This is a genomic window from Treponema sp. OMZ 790 (genome assembly GCF_024181285.1).
Lineage (GTDB): Bacteria > Spirochaetota > Spirochaetia > Treponematales > Treponemataceae > Treponema_B.
Genome location: NZ_CP051201.1, coordinates 1,905,679 through 1,918,927, shown reverse-complemented (window position 1 = coordinate 1,918,927; position 13,249 = coordinate 1,905,679). Strand labels below are relative to the sequence as shown.

Annotated in this window: 15 protein-coding genes and 1 pseudogene; 14 read left to right on the top strand and 2 right to left on the bottom strand. The window is 37.6% G+C overall.

Translation table 11 applies throughout. The features are described 5' to 3' along the window. Positions 1-240 precede the first annotated feature (240 nt). The 7 genes and pseudogenes from E4O01_RS09350 to E4O01_RS09320 all read left to right on the top strand — a co-directional run bounded on the left by E4O01_RS09350 (position 241) and on the right by E4O01_RS09320 (position 6,312). A complete protein-coding gene (locus E4O01_RS09350; RefSeq protein WP_253691939.1) occupies positions 241-627 on the top strand; it encodes a VOC family protein in 387 nt (128 codons plus the stop codon). A gap of 398 nt (positions 628-1,025) precedes the next feature. Further along, positions 1,026-2,077, top strand: a pseudogene (locus E4O01_RS09345) (DMT family transporter). Between the two features lie 88 nt (positions 2,078-2,165). After that, positions 2,166-3,335: a methionine adenosyltransferase gene (gene metK / locus E4O01_RS09340; RefSeq protein ID WP_253691937.1), complete on the top strand. Its 1,170-nt coding sequence runs from the start codon at positions 2,166-2,168 to the stop codon at positions 3,333-3,335. Beyond that, positions 3,332-4,645, top strand: a complete 1,314-nt coding sequence (locus tag E4O01_RS09335) for a hexokinase family protein (RefSeq protein WP_253691936.1) — start codon at positions 3,332-3,334, stop codon at positions 4,643-4,645. Before metK ends, E4O01_RS09335 begins: the two co-directional genes overlap by 4 nt. Before the next feature lie 124 nt (positions 4,646-4,769). Further along, positions 4,770-5,819, top strand: a complete 1,050-nt coding sequence (gene yedE, locus E4O01_RS09330; RefSeq protein WP_253691935.1) for a YedE family putative selenium transporter — start codon at positions 4,770-4,772, stop codon at positions 5,817-5,819. Positions 5,820-5,842: 23 nt separating this feature from the next. Beyond that, a complete protein-coding gene (locus E4O01_RS09325) occupies positions 5,843-6,052 on the top strand; it encodes a sulfurtransferase TusA family protein (protein ID WP_253691934.1) in 210 nt (69 codons plus the stop codon). Further along, positions 6,052-6,312, top strand: a complete 261-nt coding sequence (locus E4O01_RS09320) for a putative Se/S carrier protein (protein ID WP_253691933.1) — start codon at positions 6,052-6,054, stop codon at positions 6,310-6,312. The genes E4O01_RS09325 and E4O01_RS09320 overlap by 1 nt, the downstream gene beginning before the upstream one ends. A gap of 95 nt (positions 6,313-6,407) precedes the next feature. Here the strand turns inward: E4O01_RS09320 and E4O01_RS09315 are convergent, their stop codons facing one another. Next, positions 6,408-7,040, bottom strand: coding sequence for an FMN-binding protein (locus tag E4O01_RS09315; protein WP_253691932.1), 633 nt, complete (start codon positions 7,038-7,040; stop codon positions 6,408-6,410). A 122-nt stretch (positions 7,041-7,162) separates the two neighbouring features. Between E4O01_RS09315 and selD the strand changes: the two genes are divergently transcribed. Next, complete coding sequence (selD, locus tag E4O01_RS09310; protein WP_253691931.1) at positions 7,163-8,227, top strand: selenide, water dikinase SelD; 1,065 nt, start codon at positions 7,163-7,165, stop codon at positions 8,225-8,227. Here selD and E4O01_RS09305 read toward each other — a convergent pair. Continuing rightward, positions 8,224-9,390: an aminotransferase class V-fold PLP-dependent enzyme gene (locus E4O01_RS09305; protein WP_253691930.1), complete on the bottom strand. Its 1,167-nt coding sequence runs from the start codon at positions 9,388-9,390 to the stop codon at positions 8,224-8,226. The two genes, selD and E4O01_RS09305, sit on opposite strands and share 4 nt — an antisense overlap. Before the next feature lie 194 nt (positions 9,391-9,584). On the opposite strand from E4O01_RS09305, the gene E4O01_RS09300 reads away from it, so the two are divergent. From E4O01_RS09300 to E4O01_RS09275, 6 genes are all read left to right on the top strand, one after another. Continuing rightward, a complete protein-coding gene (locus tag E4O01_RS09300; protein WP_253691929.1) occupies positions 9,585-10,265 on the top strand; it encodes a C39 family peptidase in 681 nt (226 codons plus the stop codon). Between the two features lie 334 nt (positions 10,266-10,599). After that, the gene (locus E4O01_RS09295; protein ID WP_253691928.1) at positions 10,600-11,052 is read left to right on the top strand and encodes a GNAT family N-acetyltransferase; all 453 of its coding nucleotides are present in this window, start codon (positions 10,600-10,602) and stop codon (positions 11,050-11,052) included. Positions 11,053-11,111: 59 nt separating this feature from the next. After that, on the top strand, positions 11,112-11,714 hold the full coding sequence (locus E4O01_RS09290; RefSeq protein WP_253691926.1) for an alpha/beta hydrolase: 603 nt from the start codon (positions 11,112-11,114) through the stop codon (positions 11,712-11,714). Positions 11,715-11,765: 51 nt separating this feature from the next. Continuing rightward, complete coding sequence (locus E4O01_RS09285; RefSeq protein WP_253691918.1) at positions 11,766-11,984, top strand: DUF1697 domain-containing protein; 219 nt, start codon at positions 11,766-11,768, stop codon at positions 11,982-11,984. A gap of 7 nt (positions 11,985-11,991) precedes the next feature. After that, positions 11,992-12,315: a DUF1697 domain-containing protein gene (locus tag E4O01_RS09280; protein WP_371819648.1), complete on the top strand. Its 324-nt coding sequence runs from the start codon at positions 11,992-11,994 to the stop codon at positions 12,313-12,315. A 160-nt stretch (positions 12,316-12,475) separates the two neighbouring features. Next, positions 12,476-13,159, top strand: coding sequence for a hypothetical protein (locus E4O01_RS09275; protein WP_253691916.1), 684 nt, complete (start codon positions 12,476-12,478; stop codon positions 13,157-13,159). Positions 13,160-13,249: the final 90 nt, after the last annotated feature.

Genomic DNA, 13,249 nt, shown 5'->3' with positions numbered 1-13,249 from the left:
AACCTCCAAAATAAACCGCAGAGCACGCAAAGAGCGCAAAGGGGTATTAAAAAATTTAGTATTAATATGATATAATCTTTATCTTCAAGAATAATAAATTATCGGTAAAAAGGCAAGAGGAGTATTCACAGCCTATTTTTTTGCTATTTTATTTACCCTCATGATGCGATTGCCCTGATTAGGGGGTATTGCTTGACGAATTAGATTCTTTGGGGTATACCTAGTTTTAGGAGGAAATTTATGAATTTAAAACCGCTTTCGCAGATAGTTTTTTTGGATGTAAAAAATATGCATGAAGCAGGACTCTTTTTTGATGAAGTTTTAGGGCTTACAAAGGTAATGGATGAAGGATGGGCTGCTGTTTGGAAGATAAGCGGAAAAGCCTTTATCGGTGTTGTAGAAAGAAAAGATAAAGCGGTTCAAAATACCGGCATACTTATAAGCATTACGGTAGACAATATTGAAGAAATTCATTCTCAATTTTCAAAACTGAGTTTAAAGGATTTAACTCCAATTTCTAAAGTGAAAGATATTCCAATGTCATCTTTTTTCTTTAAGGGGCCGGAAGATTACCGTTTTGAAATTCAAGAATTTGATTCACCTAAACTAAGATCTATTTTTGAATAGAATACTTTTTTTCCGCAAAAAACTAAACAAATATTTTTTTATGCCGATAATTTTAAATATTAAAACTAAGTGTATTTAAGTTTGTACCTCAAAGCCTTCCTGCCAAGTAATGATGCAAAATCTTCAAGCTTCTATTGTGTACATAATACAAGAATTGTAGGAGACATATGAATAGTAAATTTGAATTTAAGCCGGAATTTAAAACTATTGGTGATGAAAGTTTATGTGAAAATAAAAGTCCCGAGCAGATTTTTATAGAAAAGAGAGCCGAGTTATTTCTGAAGGAGTTAAAAAAACATCCTAAAAAATTTTTATATAGGATAAAACGTTTTAATTTTAAGTTTAAATATATCAAGAGTAAATTTAAATGATAAAACTATGATACATTTAATTCGGAATTGATTGAGCTTCGGCTTGTCTTTTTTTTTGTTTTTAGGTATAATGACGGCCTCGAATATCTATATTTTCAAAAAGGAAAGCTCGTTCCGGAACTTTTTGAGGCATTTGCATTTGCCGTTTTACTGACGATGCAAAGGATTTTATTTTGACTAATACCAAGATTAATGTTTTATCGCGTTTAGCCCTTTTAATTGTTGCAATAGTATGGGGCAGCTCTCTTGTTGTTGTAAGTGAAACTACCGATTTTTTTAAACCTAATTTTTTATTGGGTTTGAGATTTTCCATTGCATGTCTTTTACTCTGTCTTGTGTTTTATAAAAAATTAAAACTCATAGACAAAGATTATCTTATAAACGGCGGAATTGTAGGCTTTTTTCTGTTTATTGCTTATTCAAGCCAAACTTTCGGTGTTACAACCGCAGGCGGACTTCCGGGGCGAAGTGCATTTCTATCGGCTTCTTATTGTGTTATAGTGCCCTTTTTAGGCTGGATTGTAAATAAGGTTCGGCCGGATAGGTATAACGCTTCGGCAGCTGTTTTGTGTATTTTGGGAATAGGTTTTGTATCATTTAAAGATTTGGTTCTTTCCTCAGGAGTAGGAATAACCCTCGGCGACTTCTATGCTCTTTTAAGCGGTCTTCTTTTTGCAAGCCACATTATAAGTATTACACGATTAAGCAAGAGAAAGGATCCTATTCTTATGACAATTATCCAGTTCGGAGCTGCTGCAATACTTTCATGGCTTGTAACTCTTATCTTCGAAGATAACAGTGCAATAGTTTGGTCTTATTCATCCATCGGTTCGGTGCTTTACCTTGCTGCAATTTGTACCGGATTGGCTCTGCTTTTGCAGAATATAGGACAAAAGCACACGGATGCTTCAAGTGCTGCCATTATTTTGGGTCTTGAATCAATTTTTGGAATTATCTTTTCGGTTATATTTAAGGGTGAAAGCCTTGACGTCTATTCGGTCTTCGGTTTTATCTTAATTTTTATAGCGATAATAATTTCGGAAACAAAGCTTTCATTTTTAAAGAATAGAATAAAATGAACTTTTGATATTTTCCTATAGCTTGAAAACTTACCGAATTTTGTGATATACTGTTAACCTCAAAATATTATTAAATGATGAGGTTAATATGAAAAACGATATAAGTTATTTTACATCAGAGTCGGTAAGTGAAGGGCATCCCGATAAACTCTGTGATCAAATTTCGGATGCCGTTTTAGATGCATGCTTAAAAGATGACCCTGAAAGTCATGTGGCCTGTGAAACTTTTGCTTCTACAGCCTTGGTGCTCGTAGGCGGAGAGATAACCACCAATACCTATGTAGATATACAAAGTATTGCGCGTACTATTGCTGAAGAAATAGGTTATACAAATACCGATTTCGGTTTAGACTGCCATTCCATGGCCGTTATGAATATGATTCATGCTCAATCTCCGGACATTTCTCAAGGTGTAGACGGTGAGGGTCTCGATGAATATAAGGGGCAGCAGGGCGCCGGAGATCAGGGAATGATGTTCGGTTTTGCATGTAAAGAAACACCTGAACTTATGCCGGCTCCCATTATGTTTTCTCATTCCGTGTTGCGATATGCTGCAAAGCTCAGAAAAGAAAAGGTTATTCCTTGGCTGAGGCCCGATTCAAAAACTCAGATTACCGTGAAGTATGAAGGCTTTAAGCCTATCAAGATAGATACGGTAGTTCTTTCTCATCAGCACTATCCCGATGTTCAATACGACGAATTAAAGAACAGCCTAATCAATCAGGTAATTAAACCTGTTTTGGAGCCGACCGGACTTTTGGCTGATGATACCAAGTTCTTTATAAATCCTACAGGCCGCTTTGTTATAGGAGGTCCTTTCGGAGATACGGGGCTTACCGGAAGAAAAATAATTGTAGATACCTACGGCGGAATGGGAAGACACGGCGGAGGCGCTTTTTCGGGTAAAGACCCGTCAAAGGTTGACCGCTCTGCTGCCTACATGGCCCGATACATTGCAAAAAATGTAGTAGCCGCCGATCTTGCTCGACGCTGTGAAGTTCAGTTGGCATATGCAATAGGCGTTCCTTTCCCTGTTGCCGTCAGAGTTGATACCTTCGGTACGGGTGAAGTTCCTGAAGAAAAAATAGAGAAGGCAATAAAAGAGGTTTTTGATATGTCTCCTGCAGGTATTATCAAAACCTTGGATTTAAAGCGCCCTATTTATAAAGAAACGGCTGCTTACGGTCACTTCGGACGTCCCGAATTTTCATGGGAAAAAACCGATAAGACAGAAGCCTTAAAGAAAGCAATTAAATGAAAGAGATAGATGATTTTTTTAAACGGAACGGCTTTGATTATAAAATAGATGTTGAGTCTGTTTCTTTAATCCTTTTGGAAGATATGGAAAAAGGATTGGAAAATGAAGCCGAATCCGTTTCTTCCATGGACATGATTCCCTTATGGAAAAATCTTCCCGACAGTATTCCCAAGGACAGCAAGGTGATAATCATCGATGCAGGAGGAACCAATTTTAGAGCAGGTCTTGTGTACTTTGATAAGAAAGGAATTCCTGAGATTCTTTCTTTTTTCAAGCATCCTATGCCTGCCCTTGACAGGGAAATGTCCAATGAAGAATTTTTTGACAGCATTGCAGAATACTTAGAGCCTTTAAAAGATGAAGCTGAAGTAATTTCCTTTTGCTTTTCCTATGCCGTAAAAATTTTCCCTGATGGGGGAGGGCAGGCAATTAAGCTTTCAAAAGAGATAAAGCTGCCGCACATAAGGGACTGCAAAATAAACGAAGTGCTTTTGCAGTCCCTTTCGAGGAAGGCTTGGAAAAGAGTAAAAAAAGTTATCATGGTGAACGATACGGCTGCAGTTCTTCAATCGGGAATATTCTCTGAAACCAATGAGCAAAATTTTGATTCCCACATAGGTTTTGTTTTAGGTACAGGTTTAAACTCTGCATATATCGAATACGGAAAAATAGAAAAACTCAAAAGTACCGAATTCTATGATAAGCCTCAGATAATCGTATGCGAATCGGGAAAGAGCAATAAGATTCCGCAAAGCAAGTTCGATAAAATTTTATCTGAAAATTCAAATTTAAAGAATGAGTATTTTTTGGAACGAATGTGTTCGGGGCGCTATCTGGGAGAGCTTTGCTCCATAGCGTTGCGGGCTGGAGCCGCCGAGGGAATTTTTTCGCCGCGGGCAAACAAGATGCTTTTAAATTCGCGTAATTTTTCAAGTGAAGAAATCTCATTATTTTTAAAAGAACAAAATCACGATAAAAATATTTTTTCGGGTATAATCGAAGCTCATTCCGTTTCGGAAGATTATGTAAAAATTTATTCGATATGCAAAAGTTTTTTTGAGAGAGCCGGAAGGCTTTCTGCGGCAGTGATTGCTGCAGCTTGTATAAAAACAGGCAAAGGTAAATCGCCTGATAAACCTATCTGCATAAGTGCCGACGGTTCTATGTTTTTAAAAGGATTTTTGATTAAAGAAAGAATTTTTAAGAGTTTAAAGACCTTTTTAAGTGAAAAAAAAGGCATCTACTTTGTTCTTAAAACGAATGATGAGGCTGTTACCTTAGGTACGGCTCTTGCAGCTTTTTTAAATTAAATAATAAATCTTCATTTTTTTTAATATATTGACATTTTGTTTTCTTTTTGCTAAAGTGTCTCCGGATAGTTTTTTTATTTGAAAATTCTATTTTTCAACTTAATTAAATTTAAAAGGAGTGTTTATGAAAAAACATCTCATGGTTATTGTAACAGGCGCCGTAATCGGTATTGCGGCTCTTGTATTGGTTAGGTTTGGAAATCCGGGGAACATGGGTTTTTGTATTGCATGTTTTTTGCGGGACATTGCCGGAGCCTTAAAACTGCATAATGCTGCTGTGGTTCAGTACATGAGACCTGAGGTGATCGGTCTTGTAATCGGTGCGTTTTTTATGGCCTTCGCAAAAAAAGAATTTAAACCCAGAGGAGGCTCGGCCGCCTTTACACGATTTACACTCGGATTTTTTGTAATGATAGGAGCTTTGGTTTTCTTGGGTTGCCCTTTGAGAATGTTTTTGCGTTTGGGTGCAGGAGATTTAAATGCGATTTTCGGTTTAGTCGGCTTTATAGCAGGAATTTTAATCGGCATCTTCTTCTTGAACAAGAACTTCTCGCTTAACAGGGCTTATAATCAGTCAAAGCAGGAAGGTGTAATTCCTATAATCTTTATGATAGTCTTCTTTGTGCTTTTGGTTGCATTCCCTTCAGTTCTTGTCTTTAGTGAAAAGGGTCCCGGTTCAATGAAAGCTCCGATTTTCTTGGCATTGGCGATAGGCCTTGTTGTAGGCGGTCTTGCTCAAAAAAGCAGAATGTGTACGGTAGGCGGAATTAGAGATGCAATAATGCTTAAAGACTTTCATCTTTTGTGGGGAAGCCTTGCAGTTCTCGTTACGGTATTTATCGGCTCGCTTATCTTAGGAAAATTCAATCCTGCATTTGCAGGTCAGCCAGTAGCTCATACGGACGGCTTGTGGAATGCCCTCGGAATGATTTTGGTCGGCTGGGCAAGCGTTCTCTTAGGCGGCTGCCCCTTAAGACAGCTCATCTTGACGGGTGAAGGAAACAGCGATTCCGCAGTTACCGTTGTAGGACTTATAGCCGGTGCTGCCTTTGCTCATAACTTCGGACTTGCATCTTCTCCCAAGGGAGTAACAAGTGCCGGAATGATAGCTGTTGTTGTAGGCTTGATTCTTACAGCCTTTGTAAGTATCTATTATTCTTTGAAAAATAAATAAGGTTTTTATTATAAGGAAATATTATGTCTGATATTATTGTAGATGCTCGAGGGCTTGCCTGCCCCGAACCTGTGGTTTTAACCAAAAAAGCTCTTGGATCAAATTCTGCCTTTGTGGTGTTGGTAGATAACGAAACTGCAAAAGAAAATATAAAACGCTTTTGCGATAATTCAAAGGCTCAAACAAAGATTGAACCGACTAATGACGGCTGGAAAATTGCCGTATCAAAATAATGAAAGAGTATTTAATTACTTTTCATACGCATTACGATTCTCTTGTCTGCATGAGATCCGTGAATAAAACGGATAATGCTGCGACAGGAGGATTGACTGCAAAACTTGTTCCGGTGCCGCGTTCTGTAAGTTCAAGCTGCGGTACTGCATTAAAATTAATTTTTAAAGAAGGTCTAGCCTTCAATAAAGATGATTTTAGTCAATTTGATTACGACGCTTTTTATTTTTTAGGTGAAGACGGCAAGTACGTTGAAGTGTGACCGGGCATCTCTAAAAACTGATGTTTTTAGAAGCTTCCGATAGTGCGATTAAGGCGGCAGTGTTGATAGATACTACCGCCGTTTTTTGTTGAGCGTTACTTTGTTTTTAATGCATCCAATTTTTGTTTTAATTCTTCAAGGGCCTTTTCTATTTCTTCATAAGTTTCTAAACTTTCAAGAAGAGTTTTTCCTTCCGTAACTATTTTTTCCAATTTTTTTTGTTCGGCCTTTTTGTAGTTCTCCGGATTTTTATATGTTTCAAGTTCTTTTATTGAAGCATCCAACGTTAATGCTTGAAGAACCGCCATTTTTACAGCCAGAGAAGAAGCTGAGGCTCCGCCGACAACATCGGGGCCTGCTTTTCCGGGAATACCTACATTTATTTTTTTTACATCCTTTAAGGTTTTGTTCTTATATTTATCAAAACCTTTGTCTGCTAAAAACTTTTTCCAATAGACTTTGTTTGTTCCTGCGCTTCCGCTAATATCCGCTTCTATTGATGCATCGGTATTTTTTTCATCATCGCTTACTTTGATGATTTTGCCTTGGGCATCAATTTCTACGTCTAGACATACGGAATATCCGTATTCGAAATTCGGGCCGGCTGAGGGCGAGCCTTTTACCTTTGCCGTACCGTAAAGTACCGGGTTAGGCTCTGAGGCAAAAGCAAATACCAAAAGAGCTGCTGCAAATAATACGATAGCTCTTACCTTTTTACTCATCTTCATAACTTCCTCCTGAATGAGATTTTGTCGGTTGTAGTATACAATTATAAAATTAAATGTTCAATACCCCATTTTTATCTTGACCATAATTTAAAATTATGTAATACTACTTCAGGGAGGCTGATATGAGCTGTTCACTTATTAATGAAAATTTCGATTTATTAAAATCTGCAAAGAATCCCGGCTGAGGTGCAAAGCTGAGTGCGGGTGCACTCGATAAACTTTTAAAACATTTTTCCGTAAGGAATGACGATAATTTACTCGTAGGCTTTAATACTTCCGATGATGCCGCAGTTTATAAAATAAACGATGAAACGGCTCTTATTTCTACCATAGATTTTTTTCCGCCTGTTTCGGGTGATCCCTACATGTTCGGACAAATTGCCGCCGCAAATTCTTTAAGCGATATTTACGCGATGGGCGGAGAGCCCAAGCTGGCACTAAATCTTTTTTGTATAACCAAGGATATGCCTGAAGACATGATAAAAGAAATTTTACGCGGCGGCTTCAATAAGGTTTATGAGGCCGGGGCCATTGTCTGCGGCGGGCATACCATCTATGACGATTCGCCTAAATACGGTTTGGCCGTTAACGGCTTCGTTCATCCTAAAAAAATTTTAGAAAACTCGACGGCAAAGGAAGGCGACGTTTTAATTTTAACCAAGCCCATAGGAACAGGAGTATTGCTTACGGCTTCAAAGGCCGATATGTCGCCGCCTGAAGAGCTTGACCGCTGTTATAAGATTATGGCTTTTTTAAATGCTAAGGCCCGCGATATCATGGTAAAATATAGGATAAACGCCTGTACCGATATTACAGGCTTCGGCCTTCTCGGTCATCTTTACGAGATGGGGAAGGGGAGCGGTATGAGCATTGAGGTGGATTACAAATCCATTCCTATTTATGATTCTGTGATTGAAAGCGCTCAAACGGGATTTTTGCCTGCCGGCGTTTATACCAATAGGGATTTTGTCGGAGAAAATGTTGCCTTTGAAAATGTTCCTCTTGCATACCAAGACCTGATGTTCGATCCTCAAACGTCGGGCGGGCTATTGATTTCTGTAGACAAGGAAGATGCGGCTGCTCTTTATGAAGAACTGTCTCAAGCCTTGGAAAACACGCCTTGCGGAAAGCCTGCGATTATCGGTCTTGTTACCAAGCGTGAAGAAAAAATTCTTAGGGTCAGCTAAGTCCTTGAGCAAAGCTCCTTTACTGCCCTTATTGCCGTTTCAATCTCTTCTTCTATGGTAAAGGGGCCTGTCGAAAACCTTACCGTGCCTTGCGGAAAGGTACCGATGGACTTATGTGCCGAAGGCGAACAGTGAAGGCCGCAGCGGGTAAGGATGCCGTATTTTTCTTCGAGAATGGAGCCGGCTTCTGCATTATCCATTAGTTCTGAAAAATCTATCGAAACTATTCCGACCCTGTTTTCAGGAGAATCTCCTCCGGCTATTTTTATCGGGAGACCCTTTATTCCGTCCAAAAAAAGTTTAAGCAGTTTTTGTTCTTTTGTGTGAATGTTTTGAATCCCGAAAGAATCCAGCCATTTCAGGCTGTGGTAAAGACCTGCGATTCCGATTATGTTTTGAGTTCCGGCTTCGAATTTATCGGGCATAAAGGAAGGGGTAACTTCCGAGTCGGATGCGCTTCCCGTTCCGCCCGTGATAAGGGGCTCGACCTCTTTTGCAAAATCCTTATCGAAGAGGATGCCTCCTGTTCCTTGCGGGCCGAGTAAGCCCTTATGTCCCGTAAAGCAAAAGGCCGCAGGTTTTAATTTTGCAAGGTCAACGGGGATGTGGCCTGCACTTTGGGCTCCGTCTATTACCAGCGGAATATTGTGCTTTTTTAGGATTGAGGCAATTTCTTCTATCGGCTGAATAAAGCCGGTTACATTCGAAGCGTGAGAAAACACGGCGAGACGGGTGTCGGGCCTTATCATGGATTCGATTAGGGATGTGTCTACAAAGGCTCCTCCGTTTTTTAAAACCGCAGGAACACGGTCAATCTTAACGCCCGATTTTTCCATTTGAACCAAGGGGCGCATTACGGCATTATGCTCAAAAGAACTTGTTAAGACCCTGTCTCCGGCTTTTAAAAAACCCTTAATAATATAGTTTAAACTTGCGGTAACTCCCGAGGTAAAAATAACATGGGTAGCCGGCTGAAAGTTAAAGAGCTTACACAAGAGTTCCCTTGTTTCGATAACTGCAAGGCCTGCTTCTTCCGTTTCGGTGTAGGTGCTGCGGTTAATGTTTCCCGTTCCCATATTAACAGCCCTTGCGAGGGCGTGATCGAGGCCGGGCGCCTTAGGAAAGGCCCCTGCTGCATTGTCCAAAAAGATACGCTTTTTCATAGGACTTATTCTAACTCAAATAGTTTTTTAAGTCAATCGAAAGTAATAAGATAAACCGCAAGGGACGCAAAGATTGCAAAGGGGATTATGATCTCTAATTATGCAGCCTTTTCATTGAATGACAAAATACAGGAAAAATGATATAATCAGATGGACGAGAAATTGACAAATTAGAATTTGCGGAGGCTAAAGGGATGCGGAAAAATAATAGAAAAATAGCGTTGATTGCTATCTTGTTATTTATTATCATTCCGGTTTTTATTGTCGGAATCGCTTTTACAGTGTTGGCAGTAAAAACAAATAGAATCAAAGATGACTATTCTGTTGTTATAAATAATGAAAAGTATCGGACACCGGTTTTTGTTGATGGTATAGAGGTTATAAATCAGGATGTTTCTTGCGGATATGCTGTAATTGAAATGTTTTCTGCATGGAACGGCGGAAAAGTTACGGAAGAAGATCTTTATAAAAAATATGGAAAAGTCGTAACTTCCACAGGGAAAGCTTTTTGTGATGAGTTCAACCATCAGTTCCCCGAATTTCAGACAACAATGTACAAATACCTTACCAATAGCGAGTTGATTGACAAAGTATATGACTCTTTAGCAGATGGTGTTCCTGTCCCATTTGAATGGGCAGCAAAACATGACGACAAATGGACATTGCATTATTCGCTGGTAGTTGGAATGGACATAAGAAATGACAGCGTTATAATTGCAAATCCATACGGATATATTGAAACAATTTCCTTAAATGAATTTGTAAATAGGACAAGTTTTAATTCATTTGAAAACATGCCTTTGTTTTATAACTTCGGATTTGCATTTGGTATTTTTGAAAAGAACACAGTTTTTATTCCGACAAGGATACAATAACTCCCGATTTGCCCAACTAACACAATAAGGAACAGTGTCGACTCTATTTGTGGAGATAATCAGAATAGGCAAGTCTTAAGGTGATAGGGAAAAATAGTTGAAAAAATGAGGGAAGAAATTACCCCTGACTATTGCCGATAATGAGCAGCTACAGGTTTTCTGTTTCGTTCAAACATATCTTTATCATTATGACCGGTTTTACGGAAATTGTAGTCATATATACCGGATTTTACTACAGTGTATCACAGCTTGACTAACTGACCAAATATAGGAAAAGTGATATAATGAAAAAATATCAATTTGGATAAATTAAAAGTTGTTGGAGAAAATAATAATGATTTTTAGAGAAATTGATAAATCAAACTATTGGGACTGTATGGCATTGACCATTGATGATAGTCAAGAGGGCTTTGTTGCGGATAACAAACAGTCATTAGTTGAAGCGGCTTATGAAGATGGGCTTTACACTTTAGGAATCTACCGTGAAGATATAATGGTGGGTTTTATTTTGTATGACTATGATGAAACTTTTCCCGGATGGTCTATGAGCCGTTTTATGATAGGGAAGCAATTTCAAGGTAAAGGTTACGGCAAACAGGCTGTAGCAGCGTTTTTTGATTATTTCAAGAAAAAACACAATGCTGATAAACTGTATATAAGCGTATCTTTGGAAAACATTGTTGCATATAAAATGTATACCTCCATCGGTTTCAGGGAAATCAAAGAAATAGAGTACACATTTTGTGATAAGCATTTTAGAGAAATGCAGATGGTAAAGGAGCTATAACGGAGATATAACTCCCGGTTTATGGGAGCAAGTAAATTGGAATTGTGGAGGGAATTTGAATGAAAAATGCTGTTATATATGTTCATGGTAAGGGGGGTAATGCGGAAGAAGCTAATCACTATAAACAATTTTTTGACGATAGCTTTGAAATAATCGGATTTGATTATAAATCATTAAATCCGTGGGATGCTAAAATTGAGTTTATACATTATTTCAACTCCATCATTTCTAAATATAATAAAATTTATTTAATTGCAAATAGCATAGGAGCATATTTTTCACTAATATCTTTATCAGATATGCCTATCGAAAAAGCGATGTTGATTTCGCCTATTATTGATATGGAAAGAATAATTTTGAATATAATGAAATGTGAAAATATAACGGAAGATGAACTCATTTTAAAGAAAGACATTGAAACTTCTTTTGGCGAATCCTTATCTTGGCAATACTTGAGCTATGTTAGAAAGAATACGATACATTGGGATATACCGACAAATATTCTTTTTGCGGATAACGACAATATGACATCAGTAGAGACCATGACAAATTTTGCGGGTAAAATAAATGCGGACTTAACGGTTATGGAGAATGGCGAGCATTGGTTTCATACAGAGGAACAAATGACTTTTTTAGACAACTGGTTCAAAGCGAATATTTAATCCTTGTTTGTAGGTATAGCTAAATTTGAATTTGTAGAGGAGGTTAAAAATATGAAAAGATATATCGCCTTATTGCGAGGTATCAATATAAGCGGAAAAAACAAAGTGCCAATGGCAGAATTAAAGCAAGGTTTTGAAAAACTTAATTATATAGAGGTAAAAACCTATTTGAACAGTGGTAATGTGATTTTTTCAGGTGATGAAGCCGATATAGTCAAAACTACAAGCCGGATTGAGGAAATGATTAAAAATCAGTTTAGTTTAGTTTAGTTTAGATATTTCAGTTTTTGTCATATCAAAAGAAGAACTTGAGGACATTTTATATCATGCACCCGACTGGTGGGGAGATGAAAGTAAGGAGATTTATGACAATTTAATCTTTATCATACCGCCCGCTACATTCAAAGATGTATATAACGAAATCGGGGAGCCTAAAGAGGGATTAGAAAAGATAGAGGAATACAAAGAAACGGTATTTTGGTCTTTCAGCCGTAAAAATTACCAAAAAACAAACTGGTGGTCTAAAACAGCAAGTGCAAATATTAGCTCAAACCTAACGATAAGAACAGCGAATACGGTTAGAAAAATAGTTAGTATGTAATAGCTTTTTAAACCCCGGGTTTGCCGAAGTAAAACAATTAAATAAAATCACCAAGAGGAAGTACAAGCAAATAGAAAAAATGGCTTAAAAGTGATATAATGAGGTAGACGAGAAATAGACAAACATTAGCAAGATTTAGAATTTTAAGGAGCTTAGAGCTGTGTACAATTTTGAAAATGATGCGCCTCCAAAAGAGATTATTGTTTGTGCAATGATGGAGATTGCTGAATTTATGAAGTCTGACGGTTTTCACTTTATAAAAAGTAAATTGGAAATTCGAAAAGTATTTGATTTTATGGTTTGCATTTCTGCACAAATGAACCGTCATAATAAAAGAGGAGTATCTGCTGAAGCATTATTGATATGTTCCATTAATGATAAGAGCGGAAAAGAATGTTTTTGGAGCAAAGGACTGGCTGTTTCCAACAAAAAACAAGATTCTCTGCGTTGGCGGGAATTTTGTGGAATAGAATCATACGAGCAATCAATGAATGAAATCAAAAAGATCTTATCAGAACGTTTTTTACCTTTTATACGGCGAATGGAGTATGAGCCAATGGAAATGATACAAAAAGTTGCGGAGAAAGGATTTTGTATTTTTGCGGATGAACCTGTGTACGATGCCGGTTTTCATGTTCCAACTAATTTTTTGTTAAAGTATGGAACTCATGAGCAGTTGACTATGGCATTTCAAAATTATATAGACAAACATCAACTGCCATTTGTTAAGCCGAATATGGAAAAAGCGATTGCTCTACTTAAAGAAAATAAAGAAGTGATTAACAATGGTGAAAAAGATTATGCTGAATTTATTATTAAGCATAACATAGAATTAAAATTTTAAAATATATGATAGGAGATCATCTTTAAGATATGCTTAAAAGACGGTGCAAGCACTCTATTTTGTTTACTAAATATGATTTAAATACAAGAT